The organism is Bacillus swezeyi (genome assembly GCF_030908325.1).
Taxonomy (GTDB): domain Bacteria; phylum Bacillota; class Bacilli; order Bacillales; family Bacillaceae; genus Bacillus; species Bacillus swezeyi.
The window spans coordinates 1597975-1618022 of the sequence record NZ_CP133085.1 but is presented as its reverse complement, the minus strand read 5'-3'; the positions used below and the strand labels follow the sequence as shown (position 1 = coordinate 1618022).

The following is a 20048-nucleotide window of genomic DNA, read 5'->3' as shown; positions in this document are numbered from 1 at the left end:
ATAAAAAAAGCCCTTTTCGTCAAATAGAAAAGGACGAAAAGGGCTTTCCGCGGTACCACCTTCATTGAATGCGCAAAAAAAGCACATTCCGCTTTCCCTGTAACGCAGGGTATGCGCCTAGGTTTTCCCCCTAAGACTCTGAGGCAGGTTCGGCAGGTTTCTTGTGGTGAAATGTTTCAGCATGCCATTTCACTCTCTTTCACAGAAAGATCTGCTTACTGGTCCTCTTCAACGCTCGCTGATTTTTTATTATTATGCCTAGGAAAAACACCGCTGTCAAGAACTTTTCTTTGATCGGCAGCAATTTTTAATTGAAGACGATGGTCTTGTTTTCATGCACGATAATCCGGTCTTCCAGATGCCATTTGACCGCTCTTGCAAGAACGCTTCTTTCAATCGTCCGGCCGATGTTTTTCAACGCCTCCACATGATCTCTGTGGTCAACGCGTTCAATGTCCTGCTCGATAATCGGACCTTCATCCAGTTCATTTGTCACATAGTGAGATGTCGCCCCGATCAATTTGACGCCTCTTTCGTATGCGCGCTTATACGGGTTGGCTCCGATAAATGCAGGCAGAAACGAGTGGTGGATATTGATGATTTTGTGCGGGTGCGCCGCAACAAAGTCAGGCGTTAAAATCTGCATATAGCGGGCAAGGACGATGACATCTACGCGATATTCTTCAAGCCACTCAAGCTGCTGTTTTTCAACTTCTTTGCGGATGTCTTTGTTTGCTTTCATATAGAGAAACGGGATGTTCAGCGATTCAACGATTTCTCTGGCGTCTTCATGATTGCTGATAACCGCAGCAATTTCCGCCATCAAATTGCCGCTCTGCCATTCCCACAACAGCTCATGCAGACAGTGCAGTTCTTTTGAAACGAAGATGGCGACCCGTTTTAATTCACTTGCAGGTGTGATGCTCCACGTCATTTGGAAAGACTCCGCGACAGACGCGAATGTTTCTTTCATCTGTCCGATTTTTTCACGAATTCCTGCAGCTTCGAACTCGATTCTGAGAAAGAACCGGCCTCCTTCAGGATCTGTTGTATACTGGCTGGATTCAATAATGTTCGCGCCACTTTCAAATAAAAACGCGGAAACGGCTGCGACAATTCCCGGCTGATCCGGACAGCTGACGAGCAGTCGAGCCTTTTCATTATTGATGTCCTGATATTGCTTTAACTGTTGTTTCATATATGCTTTCATTTCGTAAAAACCCTCTTTGCTTGTAATTCGTAAACTATCTCTTCATTATACTTGAGTTCATTGAAAAATCAATTTGTGTACACCTATTTTATCAAAGACGGACGGGAGACCTTCCATTCAGCTCAGCAGCTTTAATCCGACGGCAGATCCCAATATAAGCGCGATAAAAAAGATGCGTTTTCCGTCTTTTGGCTCTTCGTAAAAAAGAATGCCGACAAGCGCGCCGCCGACGGTGCCGATTCCGGTCCATACCGCATAGGCCGTCCCCATTGGCAAAGCTTCCATGGCAAGGGAAAGCAAGAAAAATGAAGCGGCAAACCCAGCCATCAGCAAAAAGATCCATTTCAGCCGCTTATCCTTATGAAATTGGTTCATCATCGTCACACCGAGCATTTCCAGCAATCCGGCGGCAATTAAATAGATCCATTCCATTATGAAACCTCCCCTTTCTCCTCATTTGTCACAAGCTTCAGTCCGATCACACCGGACAGCAAAACGCCAATCAGCACAAGCTTGGCAATATCGGCCGGTTCATGAAACAAAATGATTTCGCACAGAACCGTGCCCGCTGTACCGAGGCCGGTAAACACGGCATAAACGGTGCCGACCGGGAGCTTCTCGCCCGCTTTCACCAATATATAGAAGCTGGCCGCGACGGCAATCGCCGTTCCGATCCATTCAATAGCTGAATCGGCGTGTTTCAGCCCCATCACCCAAAAAATTTCAAACAAGGCTGCGAGTACAACACTGCCCCATCTCATATGCATTCCCTCCATTCATTTTCAGCCACAGAAAAAACCCGGGTTATCGATGGCAACGATACTCCCGGGCTTTTGTCCCTCCGTGTGCATATGAACTTCATATGTGTTTTCTCTCGGACCAGACCACATCCAATGCGCGGAACCCTAGAAAACTTTAACGATATGAAATTTGTTAACTGATATTATATCAAATTTTATGCAAAATATCAACTATCCTGTTTGCGGAATTCTTTGAGCAATGCCTGAATATGCGCCTGATGATAGCGGTTATGGTCTGACATATGCCAAATCCCCCAGCGGATTGTCGCAGTACCGTCTTCATACGGAACCTTCTTCAGCAAGTCGGTTTCCGAAAGCTTTTTAACGGTATGTTTCAAGAGCTCCAGCACATTGTCATAAAGTTCGATTAAAACGGACAGAGGCACCCCTTTCACTTCAGGCAGAAGTCCGTCTTCATCCGTCATCGGCCCGTAGCTTTCTTCGAGTTCTCTTGGAAACTCTTCTTCTTTCAGCCTGTAAACCCAGCGAATGTCCACATTGATTAAATGATAGACCAGCTGCGCGATGCTGTTTTCACTGCCATGCTCGCCTTTATACTCGAGCGCCTCTTGGCTGATGCCGGAGACGATCGACTTCAGGCGCTCGATATTTTCGTTGACCGCTGAAAAAAGAACAGCGACGGCAGGCGCCATTTCTTCATCGGTATGCAGATCTTTAACAAATGACATCCCTTCACTCCTCTTGTTTAAAGATATTTTTCAGGATTCCTTCATGCTCAGGAGCGAGAAAGCTGAATCCATAATAGGCGGCGATCGCGGATGCCGTCGTCCACAAAGCAAGACTTCCCGTCATCCACCAGGCGGTTCTCCTCCGTCCTGCCCCAAATCCCATGCACATAAAAGCGGTCAGGTGGGAGCCGATAAAAAAAGGGCCGATGAAGGAGAGGCCTGGCAGTCCATAAGTGTGCCAAATCTTCTTTGCCCTGCTTTTCCGCTTTGACAGCTTATCTTTCTGCACACTCTCCTTTCTTCTTCCGTTCAGCCACCGCTTCACTTTGTCAATCAACACAATGAGCATCAAAACGGTCAACAGATTTCCAAACAGAGCGATGACAGCGGAGGGAACGGGTTTGAGCCCGGCAATAATCGCCAGCGGAACGACTCCGATCACCTCAAACCAGGGAATCGCCGCTAAAATAAAGACGAGAATGTATCCCCATAAAATGTCCATTTATCAGTCACCTTTCATATTTTGATAGATTCAAACTGCTAAAAAAGCTCCTTTTAAAAATCTAAAGATTTCCGGTATTTCATTCATATTCAGCCGTTTTTTTGGAACGCTTGGCTTCAAAGGCCATAAGTACAATCAAGCCGATATAAGGGATATACGCTTCTGCAATCCCCCATGCCTCCGAATCCCATCCAAGGACTTGAAACATGACATGAACGCCGGCCAAAAGAACAGGCAGTGCGGCCAAAACTTTTACTTTCGCCCAGAAAGAAACAAGAACAATGCAGATGAAAGAAAGCCCCATAATCAGCCAGCGTCCCGCCCCGTCAATCGACAGAACCGGGGTGCCATATACGCGGTCGGCAAAGATGATGGCCAAGATGGAAGAAAACATAAAGATGGAGTAAATCGACATATACAAAACAGCGGTTTTCTTTGCTTTAAATGCTGAAATCCGGCCTAAAAAAGAAGTCAAAACAGCTCCCAGCAAAAGATAAATCGGATAGCCCGCCAGCACATAAAGCGAATATTCGAGGCTGTCATGAACAGCATCATTGAAAATAAAATAAGATACAGCGCCAAGAAAAATGATAAACACGATCTGCGCAATCTCCATCGGTCTTGATGAAAGCTCTTTTGAAATCTCTTGAACATATGCCTTTGGAGAGTCTCCGAAAATTTGCCGAACACTTTTTCCGTCCCTTTCGCCTTCCTCGGCATGAACCGTCAATTCATCCATGATCCCTTCAATTTCCCTGTCGCTTTTTCCTGCGGACATTAAGTATATTCTCATATCGTCTAAAACTTGCTGCATATCTTTAGACAGCACATGCTTCACTCCTCATCAACTGTTTTATCGAGCAATGCGCCTACGCTTTCAGACAACATTTTCCACCGCATCATGAAGGAATGAAGCTCTTCTTCACCGCGGGGGGCAAGCGTATAATATTTTCTCTCCGGCCCGTTCGGCGACGCCTTCAGCTCTGTATTGACCCATTTCTCCTTTTGCATGCGCAAAAGTATCGGATATATGCTCCCTTCGCTAATATCCGAAAAACCGTATTTCGCAAGCACCTTTGTCATTTCATAGCCATAGATCTCCCCTTCCGAGATGACGGCCAGCAGACATCCTTCTAAGATTCCCTTCAGCATTTGTGTCGAACTCATCACAATCTCCTTCTTTCATTATCTTACAATACAAGATACCTGAATCGTACCACACACTATTTTGCATTGCAAGATACCTAAAATAAAAAAACGGACATGCAAGCATGTCCGCCTTATAGCTATTGTAATTTTCCCGCGCCGGCCTGTTCTTCGACAATTTCCGGAACATCTTCTGCGTCATCGATTTTTTCATACAGCTTAGGCGTCCAGCCCACTGATTTTTTTATCGACGCATTTTTTTCTTTATTATATGTGCTGACAACATCAATCTTTGACACGCTTTGTTGATCATTCACCAGTGTGTCTTTTTCATATAATGCGTCACCTTTAAAGACTTTCATCAATTTGTAAGTCTTCGTTTCTTCCGGGAGATCAAAGTAATTGTCTTCAGCATAAATTTTTGAAGAATATCCTACACCCCATGAATAGTTGTAGCTTTCTTTCGTGCTTTTAAAATAGTTATTGTAAATGTGCACTTTGCCGTAACGTACACGCGGAGCACGCTCCTTAATATTTTCGTACATATTATGGTGGAATGTCACTCTCAGATGTCCGTTGTCGGCTTTATAACTGTCGCTTGATCCGACAATCGTGTTTTTAGAGTGGCCTGAAAATACATTATAGGAAACAGTGATGAAGTCGGACTGCTTTTTAATATCCAGCAATCCGTCATGATGCTGGAATTCGCGTCCGAAATAAGTCTCGGTCTTTTCATCAGACTTGCTTCCGTCATTGAATGTGCAATGGTCGATCCAGATATGCTTAGATGATTCAATTAAGAGATTATCAAATTCCGAATTCCAGTTTCCGCTGCTTCCATCGGTCGGATCCCAGCCTGGGAAGAAATCGTAGGCATTTTCAAATTCGATGTTGCGGATAATGACATTTTCGGCGCCTTTGATATATAGACCGCCGCCGACGATTTTCGCATCTTCTCCAGCTCCAATGATGGTCGTATTTGAGCCGACTCTAATGATCACGCGCTCTTTCTCGTTCTTTTCAGACCGGAGTCTTGCTTCTTCAAGCTTTCCTGACGGCTCTTTTTTTCCCCATTTCTTTGGATCATAAGTTTTTAAATACTTCTCAATGCTGTATTCAGAATCTTTATAGTCATCATAGCCTAAAGGCTTGTTTTTATCATCAACGCTAAGATCAATCGTTCCCTTCACATAGATGATTTTCGGCGTCTCATTGGTGCCGTTTTTGCTGTTATTTCCTCCCAATGCTTCAACAAGCTGCTTACGGTTTTCAGCTGTATAGACGTGGTCAGAGGAAGCGTCGGCTCCTCCGGTTGTTCCTTCTCCATAAGCGCCCCAGCCGTCTTTTGAGCCCAGGGTTTCACGTCCGTAGTCTTTCGCTTGGACGGACAAAGAAGAGCTGAGCAGCAGCATGGCAGACAGCATCATGAATCCAAAAAGCTTTTTCATTATACTTGCTCCTTCTATCAAAATTTTTTCACAAAAACTAATATATTCTATTAAAATACAAAAAACAACATATTTTCCTCCTATCTTCTTTGTCATACTTCTGTCGATCAATGACATATTCCCCATCAAACATAGGGCATAACTTCCCGATAAACGGAGGTGAAGTGGCTGAAAACAAAGGATGAGGAAGAAGGGTAATATCGGATAAAATTTTTCGAAATAATAAAATAAAAAAAATCGCCTATTCGGCGATAGTTTTACTTGTCCCGGCCGGGTTTATAAAGATAAGGGCTGTTCGATAACGGAGCGCCGGTTTTTTCCATATCAATCATGAGTTCATTGTTTTCGTTTAAGGTACCAAGTGTAACGGATGACAACTTCGCTTGTGATACTCCTTTTTCATCCAACTTTTCGAACAGCCATTCTTTCGTTCTTTTCAAATATTTTAAATTGTGTTCGATGATTTCACCGTCCAAAATCAGGGGAATCGGTACAAAGTTTCGTTCAGTCCTGATATTTAAATCACGCGGCTGAACCGGCCTCGCTTCAGATTTTGGGATGACGCTGATTTGACCTGATTCTTCGATCAATGCAAGATCGATGTCACGGGGATCGGCATATCCTTTTTCGCGCAACTTGCCGAGCAGTTCATTAACGGTAAGCCGCTCCTTTTTCAAGCCCTTTTCATCAATATCCCCGTTTCTGATCAGAACGGTCGGGCTGACAACAAGAAACCACCTCCATTTATTGTGCAGTGACAGCTTTTCAACAGCCAAATAAAAGATAAGAAAAGTAAGTGCGTAATAAATGGACATCGAAATTTTAGAAGTAAGAATCGGTTCGCTGATAATCGTTCCGATGGCGAAGGTCAGCAAAAGATCAAAATTCGTCATTTGGGAAACGGCTTTCTTTCCTGCTATCCGAAAAAGAATATAGGCAATGGTGAACACTAAAGCCGGCTTGATCAAAAATATCCAAAAATGTCCAAAATTCATATTGCATTTCTTCTTCCCTTTTTTGTCATTTCTTTTATGTTCAACTTTATTTGCGTGATATATTCAAAAAGCTGCTGAAACCGCAGTCCCTAGATAAGAGGGATGAGTTACAGCAGCTTACATTCAAATGTTTACCAAGGCTTGTCTACGGCAAGCGCCTGGGCAAGTGCTTTACTGTGTTTTCGATGACTTTTGCGTTCTTCCGCGCGCTGTTGGGCTGTTTGATGAAGCATGATTTCTTCTTCCGTCTCCGGCTCAACTTGCGGAACAGCCTGAGGATTTCCGTCTTTGTCAAGGGCCACGAATGTTAAAAAGGATGTGGCGGCAAGCTTTCGTTCGCCTGATAGTAAATGTTCTTTAATCACCTTCACAAATACCTCCATCGATGTTCTCCCGACCCAAGTCACATAAGATTCGAGGCAAACGGAATCTTCCTGGCGGATCGGCTCGAGAAAATCGACGGAATCCATTGAAGCTGTAACCGTTTCACACCTGGAATGGCGCGCCGCAGATATCGAAGCAATATCGTCAATATAGCTCATCAGCTTTCCGCCGAACAAGGTGTTGTGATTGTTTGTATCGAGCGGAAATACGCGGCTTGTTTTGACAACTTTTGATTCCCGGCAGTATCTTTTTTCTGGTCCCTTCATATCCATTACTCCTTTGATGTCTGTGTCCTGTGTTTGTAAAGTGGAATTTTCTTTATTAAACACTATTAGAATTCATTTGTCTAAAGTTTTTTATCCGGATCACTTGTGAGATTTTCTTGCTAAAACGTTTATTTCCTTTGCTGGGAAGGGAATAATGAAAGTATTAAAGAGAGACGGGGGAGAGAACATGGATTCAGCCGTACCGAAAAAAGACCATAAAGCCAACTGTACGAGCGAATATGACATTTTAGAAAAAGTTGTGCTATGCAGGCCGGAGTATATGGAAATTGCAGAAGTCATCAATGAAACGCAAAAATACTTCCATAAAGAAAATATCGATAAAACACTTGCTGTCCGCCAGCATGAAACACTAATTCAAGAACTGGAAAAACAACATGTTGAAGTGGTGCTGCTGCCGCCGTTGAGCCAATTTCCAGAGCAAGTATTCACCCGGGATATCGGGTTTATCGTCGGCGAAACCGTTTTTTCCTCTCGGCTATCAGCAGATATCCGCCAAGGCGAAGAAAATGTTCTGCAGGAATGGCTAGCAAAGGAAAGCATCACCTGCACCACCTTTAATCAGGGATATAAGATTGAAGGCGGGGACATTCTTATTGACCAAAACACGGTTTATGCCGGAATCAGCCATAGGACAACGTTTTCAGCGGTTCAAGAGCTGAAGCGACAGCTTCCTTCATATGAAGTGATTCCTGTGCCGTTCGAAGAAACATTTCTCCATTTGGATTGCGTCTTTAATATACTTTCTCCAACCGAAGCGCTCGTCTACCCAAAAGCCTTGGGAGAAAAAGAGTATCAGATGCTCAGCAAGCGCTACGATATGATCGAAATAACTGACGATGAACAGTTCACTCTCGGAACGAATGTACTGTCCATCGGTCATAAAACCGTGATCAGCCTTCCCGATAATCAAGATGTCAACAAACAGCTCAGGAGACGAGGCTATACAGTCATTGAAATCGACCTGTCAGAGATTATAAAATCCGGCGGCTCTTTTAGATGCTGTACAATGCCGATTGTCAGGAGCTGCAGGTGAGGGAGCCCGATAAGGCTCCTTTTTTATGTGAAATCGGACGTTCGATATCTTCCTTTATTCTTTCACACCACGGGTCGCGCTTTATCTGGCCTGCAGCGTCACCTTCATGCCGTCCGCTTCTTTCCCCACGTCTCCGTCATATAAATGACAGGCGACGAAATGGCCTTCGTCCGCTTCTTTTAACTCAGGCTTTTGCGCCGCGCAAATGTCCATAGCGGCCGGGCATCTCGTTCTGAAGACACAGCCGCTTGGCGGGTCGATCGGACTTGGAAGCTCACCTTTTAAAATGATTCGCTTCCGTTTGTCTTCGATGTCGGGATCGGGAATCGGAATGGCCGATAAAAGGGCTTGCGTATACGGATGAAGCGGCTCTTTATAGAGCCGGGCGCTGTCTGTGATTTCAGCCATGTGTCCGAGGTACATGACGCCGATGCGGTCGCTGATATGCTTGACCATTGAGAGATCGTGGGCGATAAACAAAAAGGTGAGCCCTTTTTCTTTTTGCAATGTTTTCAGGAGATTAACGACTTGAGCCTGTACGGATACATCAAGGGCTGAAATCGGCTCGTCCGCGATGATGAACTCCGGTTCAAGTGTGAGCGCCCTGGCAATGCCGATCCGCTGCCTTTGGCCGCCGCTGAATTCGTGCGGATAGCGATTTGCAAAACTTCTGTGCAGGCCGACTGCTTCCAAAAGCTCGTCCGCTTTTTCGAGACGCGCTCTTCTTCCCCCGTACAGATCATGGATCTCCATCGGCTCCAGCATGATGTCCCTGACCGTTAGCCGCGGATTTAATGAGGCGTACGGGTCCTGAAAAATCATTTGGATTTTGCGTTTGTACTGAAACGCCTCTCTGTCATTCAGGTTGTGAATGTTGATCCCCCGGTATGTCACCTCACCTTCAGTCGGTTCGTAAAGGTGCATCAATACGCGGCCGGTTGTCGATTTGCCGCACCCTGATTCACCGACAAGCCCGAATGTTTCCCCTTCTTTTATGTGAAAAGAAATGCCGTCAACCGCTTTAACTGTTTTGCCTTTTCCGGCGTCAAAATGCATTTTCAGCCGGCTGACTTTTAATAAAGTGTCTCTGTTCAAGCCGATCTCCCCCGTTTTTGGTTAAAAGTAGCGCCTTATTGCACACAATTCTTTTTCATATATCGTGTCTTTGAGAGATATGATTTCAATTGATTTTCCTGTTTTTGGAGAGTGCAGCATTTGACCGTTTCCGCAGTAAATGCCGACATGGTGAACCCGTCCTTTGCCTTCTTCATATGCAAAAAACAGCAAATCCCCCTGCTCGGGACTGCTGAAGGAAATTTCTTTTCCTCCTTGCGCCTGGTCACCGGCATCCCGCGGCGCGTGATATCCGTTTGCTTTCAGCATATTGAAGGCAAAGCCTGAACAGTCATAGCCAAACCCGCTCATTCCTCCCCAAAGATACGGCAGGTTTAAGAAAGTTTTTCCTGTTTGAACAATGTCTTTTCCGGAGCCTTTGGCGCTTGCCGAGATTCTCGCATCTGCTTTTTTCAGCCATTTGCGGCCGAGTGGTGTAGCGACTTCAAACCAGGCTCTGTCTTCGGATAACATCGAAAGCTTTGTGAGAAAGCTCAATTCGAACTCTTTTGTTTTTTCTTCGTCATATAAAAAAGCTGTCGGTTTTTGAATGACGGCGAATGCTTCCGTCTGCGGTTCATGTGTTCTTGCCAGGCAGTTTTTTGGAATCCAGCCCGGATAACCGCGCTTATCTTTTGCAGACGGCTGCCCGGGAATGACGACAGAGGCCCAGCCATCCTTTTCATCAAGCACCACTACTTTTTCGCCGAATAACACTTGTGTTTGAATAAGATTTTCCGTACATAGCTCAAGACGGTCCTCATATGTTAACGAGTCAAGCCAGCTTCTGATTCGAACAGGCTGTGACAGCATCATTTCATCAACCTTGCGCGGCGCTCCCCAATGCGTCCAGACATTAGCCACTGATACAGCGGCTGTATAAACATTCACCCGTCATCCCCCCTTAACATTTTGATATGGTCAATCCCAAGTCCCGGAGCATCAGGCAATGTCATTTTTCTGCCTTCATAGCTGATACCGCCTTCAACGATATCTTCTTTCAGCATAAGCGGGGCATCAAAGTCACATCTTGTTACATTTTTTTGGCTTGCAGCAAAATGGGCTGCTGCTGTAATGCCGAGCCTCGTTTCGATCATGCTTCCGGTCATGCATTCCACCCCGCATGCTTCTGCAATGGCATTGATCTTCAGCGCCTGCCTGATGCCGCCCGCTTTCATCAGCTTAATATTGATGAGATCAGCGCTTCTTGTTTTAAGCACTTGAAAAGCCTCTTCTGGGGTAAAGACGCTTTCGTCCGCCATAATCAGTGTATCTACTGCATCTGTTACTTGTTTTAAGCCTTCAAGATCATGTTTAGGGACCGGCTGTTCAACAAGCTCAATATCAAGGCCCTCATCCTCCATTTTCCGAATGGCTCTGACGGCCTGCTTTGCCGTCCAGCCTTGATTGGCATCAAGCCGAATTCGAATGTTGTTCCCCGCTTGCTTGCGGACTTCGCGGATGCGGACGATATCTGTATGAATGTCGTCTTTTCCAACCTTTATTTTTAAAATACGAAACCCTTCTTTGATATAGCGGGCGGCATCTTCCGCCATTTCTTCAGGTGGATTGACGCTGACGGTAAAGTCCGTCTCAATTTCCCGCCTGTAACCTCCTAAAAATTGATACAAGGGCAGCCCGCACATCTGCGCTAAACAATCGTAAACGGCCATTTCTACGGCTGCCTTTGCGCTTGTATTGCCGATCATCAGCTTTTCGATGTCATGAAAAATCGCTTCCGCCCTTAATAAACTGCGGCCGATCAGCGCCGGGGCGAGCACCTCTTTGATCGCACCTTCGATACTGTCAAGGGTTTCACCGGTGATGACGGCGGTCGGGGGCGCTTCCCCCCAGCCCGCCGCCGCGTTCTCAGCCGACATTTTGACAATGACGGCCTCTAGTGTATGTACAGTTCTAAGCGCGGTTTTAAAAGGTTTTTTCAATGGAACAGCGATACGGTATGTGTTGATATCGGTAATTTTCATGCCGACCTCCTTTTATGTTTCAAGAAATACCCGGTTCGATCGTCAGCTGTTTTTGATCGGCATCCAATACGGCTTCCGCTCCGAGCGGCACAGCGATGTTCGGTGATGAATGGCCGATTTTAAAGCCCGACAGCGACGGCTTTCCCTCAGAAACGATGTAGTCTTGGAAAATGTCTTGCAGTGTCAGTGATTCTTCGCGTTTTTTCGGTGTGCAATTGTGGAAATCACAAACCAGAATCCCGGCCGCCTCAGAAAATTTCCCGGCCATTTTCAGATGATTAAGCATCCGGTCAATTCGGTAAGGCTCCTCATCGACATCTTCAATCAATAACAGCTTCCCTCTTGCATCAATTTCAAACGGCGTACCGAGCGTTGTCACCAGGAGGGCGAGATTTCCGCCGGTCAGCTCCCCTTTCGCTTTTCCTTCCACAACCGTCTCTAAAGGCGTGATCTCATCTGTAAGGGTGAGCGTCATCTGTTGAAACAGCTGCTGAAAAGAGTATTTTGTCAGCGGGTGGACATCATCCCGTCCGATATCAGAGCTGAGCATTGGTCCGTGAAAGGTGATGAGACCGGCGTTCTGCCGGATGGCTGTATGTAAAAACGTAATATCTGAGTAGCCCCAGAATATTTTCGGGTTGTTTTTCAGCATCCGATAATCGATTTGCTGGGCGATTCTTGCCGTGCCATATCCTCCGCACGCGCAGATCACCGCTTTAATAGAAGGATCTTCAAACATATCATGCAAATCGCGCAGACGGTCTTCATCCTTTCCGGCCAAATAGCCGTGTTTTTTTGCAGCGGCACGGCCCATTTTGACATGGAGCCCCAGATCTTTTAAAAACCGGACGGCTGCATCAAGCTTCCCGGGATCAGGCGGACTGGCGGGTGCGATCACTCCGACCGCATCTCCTCTTTTTAATCCTTGAGGCGCAATTTTCAACACAGATTACCCCCTTTTGTGAAAAATCCGCCCGGCTCTTGTGCTAAAAGGTGCACAGAAGACCACAGGCGGACAAGGTTTCTTGCAGATTATTGCTTCTCGGCCCATTTCAGCTCGATATAGCCGACCGGGTGGCGGATAATGCCTTTTACATTCTCCTTTTCCAAATGGACTTGATTATAGAAGTGGATCGGAATGATCGGCATTCCGGCAAATAACAGCTTTTCAGCCTGATGCATCAGCTCATGCCGTTTTTCTTCATCAGCTTCATTTTTTGCCGCATTGATCAGCCGATCATACTCTTTGCTGCTCCACCCGGTTCTGTTCATCGAATTATCGGTTTGAAAGCTTTCCAGAAAGTTGATTGGGTCTGCGTAATCCGGCAGAAAAGAACTTTGGGAAAATTGAAATTTCAGCGCCTTTTGCTGTTCAAGAAATGTGTTCCACTCCATATTTGCGAGTTTCACATTGACGTCAAGCGTACTTTTCAGCTTTTGCTGAATCGCTTCTGCCATTTTTTTATGCTCAGGCTTTGTGCTGTATGTCAATGTAACCGCAGGAAGCTTTTGATAATTTTCTTCCTTCATGCCTTTTTCCAACAGTTTTTTCGCTTCATCTGCATCGTATTTAACCAAATCGCCGCCTTCCTCGCGAAAGTCCTTGCCGTTCGGCCCCTTCATCCCGGGAGAAACAAAGCCATGCGCCGCTTTTTCCCCGTTTTTCGTGACATAATCAACGATTTCCTCCTGGTCAACGGCCATCGCGAACGCTGTTCTGATCTTTTCATTTTGGAACGGCTCCATATTGACATTGAACCTGTAAAAATAAATCCCTGCCTGCTCGAAGACTTTCACCTGATCAGAGCCCATCAGCTTCTCGCTCATTTCTGCCGGTACATAGGATGTATCAAGCTCATTCGACTGGAACATTTGATAGTCGGTATTTCTGTCATCGACCATCGCCCATGTGACTTGATCAAGCTTTACAGTATCCTGATCCCAATACGTATCGCTTTTTTCCATTGTCAGGCTTTCATCATGCTTCCACTCTGTCAGCTTAAACGGTCCGTTCCCGACAAAAGTCTCGGCTTCCTCATGCCATTTTGGATTTTCTTCGGCGACTTTTTGATTGACAGGAAAGAACGCCGGATTGGCCACAATGTTTAAAAACGCTTTTTGCGGGCTTGTCAATGTGACTTTAAGTGTTTTGTCATCCAATGCTTCAACTTTCACATCATCTTTTGTGCCTTTTCCGCTGTTAAACGCTTCACCGCCCTCGATAACATAGCCTAAAAACGCGGCGGACGAACCTGTTTTCGGATCAAGCAGCCGCTTCCACGCATATTCAAAATCACCCGCTGTCAACGGGTCTTCATTGGACCATTTCGCTTGCTCGCGAATTGTAAAAGTATATGTTTTCCCATCTTCAGAAATGTCCCATTTTTCCGCTGACGCCGCCAGAGGCTCATGGTCTGCGCCAAGCCTTGTCAATCCCTCCATCAAGTTGTTGAGCGCCTGCCATGACACATTATTAAAGCCGATTGGCGGATCGAATGAAGTCGGTTCATTTTCATTATTCAGCCTCAGTATTTGTTCTTTTTCTGCTTCTTTCCCCTTCTTTTCCGCTTCCTGTCCAGCCTGTTCATTTGCCGTGCATCCGAACAGCATCACGAAAAGCACCGCGATGACCAAAGTACGCCACAACCTTTTCATCAAATCCCCCCATTTCATATGATCCAACACTTATATCGATAATACAGTCCGCTTTGCCCGATCATCCTGAAGCCAACAGCACACATCATGCCCCGCTGAGACTTCCGTTTTCACAGGGTACAGCCTTTCACACACCTCCATTACAAATGAACAGCGGGCTGTAAACGGACAGCCTGCGGGAGGTGAAAACAAATCCGGCGGCGTCCCGTCAATCGGGACAAGCTCCGCTTCTTCAAGATCAAGCCTTGGAACGGATTTCAGCAGCCCCTTTGTGTACGGATGCTGAGGATGATAAAAAATGTCTTTCCGCGGTCCCGCCTCCGCGATTTTTCCGGCGTACATCACCGCGATTCTGTCGGCCGTCTGTGCGACGACCCCTAAATCATGGGTAATTAAAATAATCGAGACTCCGGTTTTTCGCTGAATATCCTTAAACAGCTCAAGGATCTGCGCTTGAATGGTGACATCAAGCGCTGTTGTCGGTTCGTCGGCAATCAGGACCTCCGGTTCGCAGATCAGCGCCATCGCAATAACGATCCGCTGTCTCATCCCGCCGCTGAATTGATGCGGATACTGCCTCAAACGCTCTCTCGGATTCGGGATGCCGACGAGCTCAAGCATGGAAAGCACGGCTTTTTCCGCCGCATCCTTGGAGATCGTCCGATGCTCCAGCAGCGCTTCTCTCAGCTGATCGCCGACGGTTAAGGTCGGATTCAGCGCAGTCATCGGATCTTGAAAAATCATCGAGATCTCGGCGCCGCGGATCGACCTCATCTCCTTTTCAGTCAAATGGCGCAAATCCTTTCCTTTAAAGCGGATCGAACCGTCTGTAATGGTTGCGGAAAACTTCGGAAGCAGCTTCATGATAGTTTGTGAAGTCACGCTTTTTCCGCAGCCTGACTCGCCGACAATCGCAAATGTTTCCCCTTCATATAAATCAAAACTGACGCCGCGGACGGCTTTAACGGTCCCTCCGTATGTCGCAAATGAAACATGCAGATTCTCGACTTCCAGTACTTTTTTTCGCAAACATCATGACCTCCTCAGCTTTGGATCTAACGCATCCTGCAGACCGTCTCCAAGAACGTTAAAGGCGAACATCGTTAATGAAATAAAGAAAGCTGGAAAAAACAGCCGCCACCAGTGCCCTGACAAAATAACGGGCAAACCGTCGTTCGCCATCACGCCCCAGCTGGCAAAGGGGGCTTGAATCCCCAAGCCAAGGAAGCTCAAAAAGGCTTCGGCAAATATGGCTGACGGCACTGTCAGCGTCATCTGGACGATGATCGCTCCCATCATGTTCGGAAGCAGATTGCGTCTGATCATCCGCCCTGTATTGGCACCGAAGGTTTGGGAAGCGAGAACATGTTCGTCATGCTTTACTTTTAAAACCTGCCCCCTGACGATGCGCGCCATGCCGACCCACCCGGTGACCGTCAGCGCAACGATAATCGTTCCCAGTCCGGGACCCATCAGCACCATGAGAAGGATAACGACCAATAAGTATGGAAGTCCGTGCAAGACTTCGATGATCCGCATCATGACATGATCGGTTTTGCCGCCTTTATAGCCGGCAATGCCGCCATAGAGAACACCGATTGCAAAATCGATCAAAGCTGCCATCACGCCGACAAAAAGAGAAATCCTTGCCCCATACCACGTTCTTGTAAAAACATCGCGGCCAAGCTCGTCCGTTCCGAACCAATGCTGCGGGGACGGCGGCAGGTTTTGCTGGGAGAGCGTCTGCTGTGTGACGCTGTGGGGAGAAAAAATCGGACCGAGTACCGCCATGGCGAAGAGGAAGATCAAAATGCTTAAACCGGCCATCGCCAGCCTGTTCTTTCGTAAAATCCGCCAGGCATTCTGCCAGTATGAAAGGCTTGGCCTTACAACAGATTCGCTTTCACCCCTTTCCTGCTTCTTAGGCGAAAACCATTCATTCGGGATATGCCCGCCCGGCGGTGTGTCATTTTCCGTACGAACTGGGAGGCTCATATATCTCACCCTTTCTTATGCAGTTTAATGCGCGGATCTAGGATTCCGTAGGCCATATCGACTAAAAATAGCATAACGATGAGGATGATGCTGTAAAAGACGGTGGTCCCCATGATGACGGGATAATCGCGGGAATTGATGCTTTCAACAAAATATTTTCCCATTCCGGGAATGGCGAAGATTTTTTCAATGACGAAGCTTCCCGTTAAAATGGAAGCGGTAAGTGTCCCGAGAATCGTGATAATGGGCATCATCGCGTTTTTCAGCGCATGCTTCATGACGATTTTAAATGGAGAAAGCCCCTTTGCCCGCGCCGTCCGGATATAATCCTGGCTCAGCACTTCAATCATGCTGGAGCGGGTCAGCCGCGCGATAATCGCCATCGGTCCCATCGCCAAAGCGGCTGTCGGGAGCACCATATGCATCGGGCTCGTCCATGTCGAAGGCGGGAAGATGTTCCAGTTGACGGCAAACTGCTGAATGAGCAGAGTGGCCATAATGAAGTTCGGAACCGAAATGCCGAGCACCGCTATTGTCATCGCCAAATAATCGATGATGCCATTTTGGCGGAGAGCTGCGAAAATGCCGAGGGCTATTCCCGAAAAAACCGCGAGCACAAGCGCTGTCATCCCCAATTCAAATGAGACGGGAAAACCTCTTGACAACATATCGTTCACGCTTTGTGAAGGCTGTTTAATCGACGGGCCGAAATCGAAAGCAATGATCGATTTCAAATAAATCAAATATTGCACAAAGAGAGGCTCATCTAAATGATAATAAGCCTCAAGGTTTCGCTGAACCGCTTCATTGGTGTTTCGCTCCTCATTAAAAGGAGAGCCCGGAATCACTTTCATCATCACAAAGGTCAATGTCGTAATCACTAAAATGGTCACAAGCATCGAGAAAAACCGCTTCATGATGTAACCCGCCATTTTTCATCACACCTTCCTAGGAAAATGTCGTCCGCATCGCAAGTTCTGTCATGACAAGCATCGCTTGGTAGGCTTCCAATATGTCTTTTGCTTGATAGCGGACAATCGTCGTTCCCGGTTTGATTTCAGTGCCCGGCATGAGATTCGCCCACTCCGCCTGGCCGTAGTTGGCAAATTCGATGCTCAGCACAGGTCTGTCCGGCGGTGTGAGCGGTCTGACCTTGTCCCTGTTTTGAATCGCATAAGCCGTCCGTTCCTTTAAAAGCCGCCCCGCTTTTTCCGGTGTCAGACATTTGACCGCCGATCGGGAAATCGTTTCTTTGACGGCTGCCGTCGTGACGTGCGGAATCAGCTCCTCCGCTTCTGCCGCCGCCTGACAGTCGCCGGCAACCATGATGACCGGAACGCCGTAATACCCGGCAACATAAGCGTTAAAACCCAGCTCTCCGACGGCTTGACCGTTTATGTAAAAATGTCTGACACCGAAAATCATGCTATGCGACATCACACCTCTCATCGACGCTCTCGCATGATAACCGAGAAAAACCGCTCCCCCATATGTATCATCAAGCCCCTGAACCATCGAAAACGGCTTGACATCCCCTGAAATCAGCTGTGCTTCCGGGTGGAGACGCTCTATTAAAAGATTGTTCATTTTTGAATGGCTGTCATTGACAAGCACTTCCGAACAGCCGCTTTTAAATGCTTCTTCAATCACATAATTGGCCTCATCCGTCATGATCACCCGGCCCCGCTCATAATTGAGCTTGCTCGAATCGACAAACGTATCATCAGGAAGCCCGGAAATCCCCTCCATATCAACTGACATATACAGTTTCATAGAACCCCCCCTTATGAAAAAACATCTCAAATTTTTTATTATTTTAAGAATATTCTAACAAATTATATTAGAATTTTAATAGGATTGCAATAACTCTTGGGAAATTTAGAAAATAAAGATAAGGATGGAAATGTAAAGAAATTTGTCGAGCGCACAAAAAAGGCTGCCCGGCCAGGCAGCCTCATGTCTAAGGCCGGACAGCTTCTTTTATTTCTGCGTACTTCTTCCCCGTACGTGCAAACAGCTCATCAAAAACCCCGGGCATGGCATTTTGAATGACCTCCGCTCCTTCGGCAGTGATGCCTCCTTTTGTCGCCACCCTTTGCAGCGTTTCTTCAAAAGTCATTTGCTTTTCCAATAAAAGTTTTCCCGTGCCAAGTAAAGAATGAATCAAGAATTCAAACGCTTCTTCTTTCGTCAGGCTGCTGTTTCTGACTGCGGATTGAGCGAATTCTTCAAATATCGCGGCGATAAAACCCGGGGACGAACTTGTTAAATTGCTCGCGGCATCAATATCACTCTCACAGATGTTTTTCACTTTGCTGAAAGCGGAGAGGTATCCTTCAAGCCGCTTCTTGCTGTCTTCCGCAACCCGTTCGCTATGTACGACAAGTGAAATGCCGATGTCCGTTTCAGATGTCAATGTCGGGATGTATCTCGTTATTTGCCGGTTTGTCCATGCGTGAAGCCGGTCAAGCGTCATTCCCGCGGCGATCGAAACAACGTGCGCATTTTCCTGAAGAAAGGGATTAATTTTCGCGAGCGTTTCTTTTACCGCCATAGGCGGAACACAGATGAAGATGAGCACGCATTGTTTTGCAAGTTCCTCAGGCGATTGAAAGGAAACGTTTGGATAACGTTTTCTTAAAGTTTCCGTTTTTTCTCCGTTTGTCCTGGTGCTGACCAGCACCATTTCGTCAGCGATTTTTTCTTGTTCAAGGAGTTTGTCCGCAATCATGCGAGCCATGTTTCAAGTGGTTTTCGCGGTTTTTCATCCCCTTTCGTTCCCTGCTTTTTTCTCGTGTTCATGTTATTTTTTTATTGTTTTAAGTTGCCGTTATTCGCCCTTGAACGGAACTTTCGTTATCTTCGTGTTATTTTTTTATACATAACATACCACTTGAAAATAGAACAAACGTTCCTATATAATCATCTCTAGGAGATGAACACCATGAGAGACGACAACCTTAAAGATCGAGGCACAATCAAATGGACAGCTATGATGCTGCCGGAGCATGTCAGCCTGCTCCGCGAATTAGAAAGCAATCACAACAGAGTAAAAAAGCCGGTGCTTGACCTGGCTCAAATAGAAGATATGGAAATGATCATAAGCGAAGCCATGGAATTTAATAAAACGGTGCAATTCGCCGTATTTAAACCGCTGCCCTTTTTAAATGGAGCAGAAACAGGGGAGATCATTTATATAGAAGGAAAAATCCATTACATAAACCAGCAGCGCAAGCTTTTCCATGTAATGGATTCAAAAGGAGACACCAATTTCATTAAATTTGAGGATGTTGTTGGTGTAGAAATGAAGTAAGCCCTTCGTTCAGCTAGAAGGGCTTTACTCATCATACGGCCGGTATTTTTCCCGGCCGGCTTCAAGTTCTTTTTTCTTTTCCTCAACATCAGAACGGAGAAACAGACTAGTCCCGCTCATTTTTTTTACAGGAATAAGCTTTCCGCCACTAATCAGCTGACTCATTCGTGAACGATTCACCTCAAGCAGTTCAGCCGCCTCTTTGGTGGTCAGGACTTCACGCCTGATGAAGTCCTCGACCTCCTGACGGCTTTTTAAATGATATTCCATGATCTTATCTGCTCCTTACATCCTTAATGATCGTGAAGATGGTCACGGCCAACACAATAACCATGATGACCGTTGTGAAAGTGCTTGTCCATAATTCCCGCAGCCCAATAGCAGCCACGCTTAATAAAATCATGGAAAAAATGTATGTTTGTCTTCTCTTCATATTATATGCTAGACTGGTTATAATTATATTAGGAAGCGAGCGAGCCACCGCTTCGCTTCC

At 46.3% G+C, this 20048-nt stretch carries 23 protein-coding genes, 1 riboswitch and 1 other annotated feature; of the genes, 2 read left to right on the top strand and 21 right to left on the bottom strand.

Going from position 1 to position 20048, the window contains the following annotated elements; translation table 11 throughout:
- Positions 1 to 26: 26 nt before the first annotated feature.
- Positions 27 to 241, bottom strand: a binding site (T-box leader).
- Between the two features lie 66 nt (positions 242 to 307).
- The 10 genes from purU to RBH91_RS07960 form a co-directional block, all read right to left on the bottom strand.
- The gene (purU, locus tag RBH91_RS08005; protein ID WP_307894097.1) at positions 308 to 1210 is read right to left on the bottom strand and encodes a formyltetrahydrofolate deformylase; all 903 of its coding nucleotides are present in this window, start codon (positions 1208 to 1210) and stop codon (positions 308 to 310) included.
- A gap of 117 nt (positions 1211 to 1327) precedes the next feature.
- Complete coding sequence (locus RBH91_RS08000; protein ID WP_307894096.1) at positions 1328 to 1642, bottom strand: DMT family transporter; 315 nt, start codon at positions 1640 to 1642, stop codon at positions 1328 to 1330.
- Positions 1642 to 1971: a DMT family transporter gene (locus RBH91_RS07995; RefSeq protein ID WP_307894095.1), complete on the bottom strand. Its 330-nt coding sequence runs from the start codon at positions 1969 to 1971 to the stop codon at positions 1642 to 1644. The genes RBH91_RS08000 and RBH91_RS07995 overlap by 1 nt, the downstream gene beginning before the upstream one ends.
- 59 nt (positions 1972 to 2030) lie before the next feature.
- Positions 2031 to 2130: riboswitch (guanidine-I (ykkC/yxkD leader) on the bottom strand.
- 47 nt (positions 2131 to 2177) lie between these two features.
- On the bottom strand, positions 2178 to 2699 hold the full coding sequence (locus RBH91_RS07990; RefSeq protein ID WP_307894094.1) for a DinB family protein: 522 nt from the start codon (positions 2697 to 2699) through the stop codon (positions 2178 to 2180).
- A 4-nt stretch (positions 2700 to 2703) separates the two neighbouring features.
- Positions 2704 to 3201 (bottom strand): small multi-drug export protein, encoded by a 498-nt coding sequence (locus tag RBH91_RS07985; RefSeq protein WP_307894093.1) that lies wholly within the window; start codon positions 3199 to 3201, stop codon positions 2704 to 2706.
- A gap of 79 nt (positions 3202 to 3280) precedes the next feature.
- Positions 3281 to 4030: an HAAS domain-containing protein gene (locus RBH91_RS07980; protein ID WP_076762337.1), complete on the bottom strand. Its 750-nt coding sequence runs from the start codon at positions 4028 to 4030 to the stop codon at positions 3281 to 3283.
- Positions 4031 to 4035: 5 nt separating this feature from the next.
- Positions 4036 to 4368 (bottom strand): PadR family transcriptional regulator, encoded by a 333-nt coding sequence (locus tag RBH91_RS07975; protein WP_307894092.1) that lies wholly within the window; start codon positions 4366 to 4368, stop codon positions 4036 to 4038.
- 119 nt (positions 4369 to 4487) lie between these two features.
- Positions 4488 to 5795 (bottom strand): pectate lyase family protein, encoded by a 1308-nt coding sequence (locus RBH91_RS07970; RefSeq protein WP_307894091.1) that lies wholly within the window; start codon positions 5793 to 5795, stop codon positions 4488 to 4490.
- Positions 5796 to 6052: 257 nt separating this feature from the next.
- Positions 6053 to 6790: a DUF421 domain-containing protein gene (locus RBH91_RS07965; protein ID WP_307894090.1), complete on the bottom strand. Its 738-nt coding sequence runs from the start codon at positions 6788 to 6790 to the stop codon at positions 6053 to 6055.
- Positions 6791 to 6921: 131 nt separating this feature from the next.
- Complete coding sequence (locus RBH91_RS07960; protein ID WP_076762333.1) at positions 6922 to 7440, bottom strand: acyl-CoA thioesterase; 519 nt, start codon at positions 7438 to 7440, stop codon at positions 6922 to 6924.
- A 187-nt stretch (positions 7441 to 7627) separates the two neighbouring features.
- Between RBH91_RS07960 and RBH91_RS07955 the strand changes: the two genes are divergently transcribed.
- Positions 7628 to 8494: a dimethylarginine dimethylaminohydrolase family protein gene (locus tag RBH91_RS07955; RefSeq protein ID WP_307894699.1), complete on the top strand. Its 867-nt coding sequence runs from the start codon at positions 7628 to 7630 to the stop codon at positions 8492 to 8494.
- Between the two features lie 81 nt (positions 8495 to 8575).
- On the opposite strand, the gene RBH91_RS07950 is transcribed toward RBH91_RS07955, so the two are convergent.
- The 10 genes from RBH91_RS07950 to proG form a co-directional block, all read right to left on the bottom strand.
- Positions 8576 to 9589, bottom strand: coding sequence for an ABC transporter ATP-binding protein (locus RBH91_RS07950; protein ID WP_307894089.1), 1014 nt, complete (start codon positions 9587 to 9589; stop codon positions 8576 to 8578).
- A 21-nt stretch (positions 9590 to 9610) separates the two neighbouring features.
- Positions 9611 to 10498 carry a C40 family peptidase gene (locus RBH91_RS07945; RefSeq protein ID WP_307894088.1) on the bottom strand — a complete coding sequence of 296 codons (888 nt, stop codon included), beginning with the start codon at positions 10496 to 10498 and terminating at the stop codon, positions 9611 to 9613.
- On the bottom strand, positions 10495 to 11592 hold the full coding sequence (locus RBH91_RS07940; RefSeq protein WP_307894087.1) for a mandelate racemase/muconate lactonizing enzyme family protein: 1098 nt from the start codon (positions 11590 to 11592) through the stop codon (positions 10495 to 10497). Before RBH91_RS07940 ends, RBH91_RS07945 begins: the two co-directional genes overlap by 4 nt.
- Positions 11593 to 11611: 19 nt before the next feature.
- Positions 11612 to 12535 carry a S66 peptidase family protein gene (locus tag RBH91_RS07935; RefSeq protein WP_307894698.1) on the bottom strand — a complete coding sequence of 308 codons (924 nt, stop codon included), beginning with the start codon at positions 12533 to 12535 and terminating at the stop codon, positions 11612 to 11614.
- 89 nt (positions 12536 to 12624) lie between these two features.
- Entirely contained in the window at positions 12625 to 14247 is a 1623-nt protein-coding gene (locus tag RBH91_RS07930; protein ID WP_307894086.1) for a peptide ABC transporter substrate-binding protein, read from the bottom strand.
- A 30-nt stretch (positions 14248 to 14277) separates the two neighbouring features.
- Positions 14278 to 15276, bottom strand: a complete 999-nt coding sequence (locus RBH91_RS07925) for an ABC transporter ATP-binding protein (protein WP_307894085.1) — start codon at positions 15274 to 15276, stop codon at positions 14278 to 14280.
- Between the two features lie 3 nt (positions 15277 to 15279).
- Complete coding sequence (locus RBH91_RS07920) at positions 15280 to 16242, bottom strand: ABC transporter permease (protein ID WP_307894084.1); 963 nt, start codon at positions 16240 to 16242, stop codon at positions 15280 to 15282.
- A gap of 5 nt (positions 16243 to 16247) precedes the next feature.
- Entirely contained in the window at positions 16248 to 17174 is a 927-nt protein-coding gene (locus RBH91_RS07915) for an ABC transporter permease (protein ID WP_307894083.1), read from the bottom strand.
- Positions 17175 to 17190: 16 nt separating this feature from the next.
- The gene (locus tag RBH91_RS07910) at positions 17191 to 18015 is read right to left on the bottom strand and encodes a M55 family metallopeptidase (RefSeq protein ID WP_307894082.1); all 825 of its coding nucleotides are present in this window, start codon (positions 18013 to 18015) and stop codon (positions 17191 to 17193) included.
- A gap of 187 nt (positions 18016 to 18202) precedes the next feature.
- Positions 18203 to 18982, bottom strand: a complete 780-nt coding sequence (gene proG / locus RBH91_RS07905) for a pyrroline-5-carboxylate reductase ProG (protein WP_307894081.1) — start codon at positions 18980 to 18982, stop codon at positions 18203 to 18205.
- A 204-nt stretch (positions 18983 to 19186) separates the two neighbouring features.
- Between proG and RBH91_RS07900 the strand changes: the two genes are divergently transcribed.
- Positions 19187 to 19555: a YolD-like family protein gene (locus RBH91_RS07900; protein WP_307894080.1), complete on the top strand. Its 369-nt coding sequence runs from the start codon at positions 19187 to 19189 to the stop codon at positions 19553 to 19555.
- A 24-nt stretch (positions 19556 to 19579) separates the two neighbouring features.
- On the opposite strand, the gene RBH91_RS07895 is transcribed toward RBH91_RS07900, so the two are convergent.
- Positions 19580 to 19825: a helix-turn-helix domain-containing protein gene (locus tag RBH91_RS07895; protein ID WP_307894079.1), complete on the bottom strand. Its 246-nt coding sequence runs from the start codon at positions 19823 to 19825 to the stop codon at positions 19580 to 19582.
- Positions 19826 to 20048: the final 223 nt, after the last annotated feature.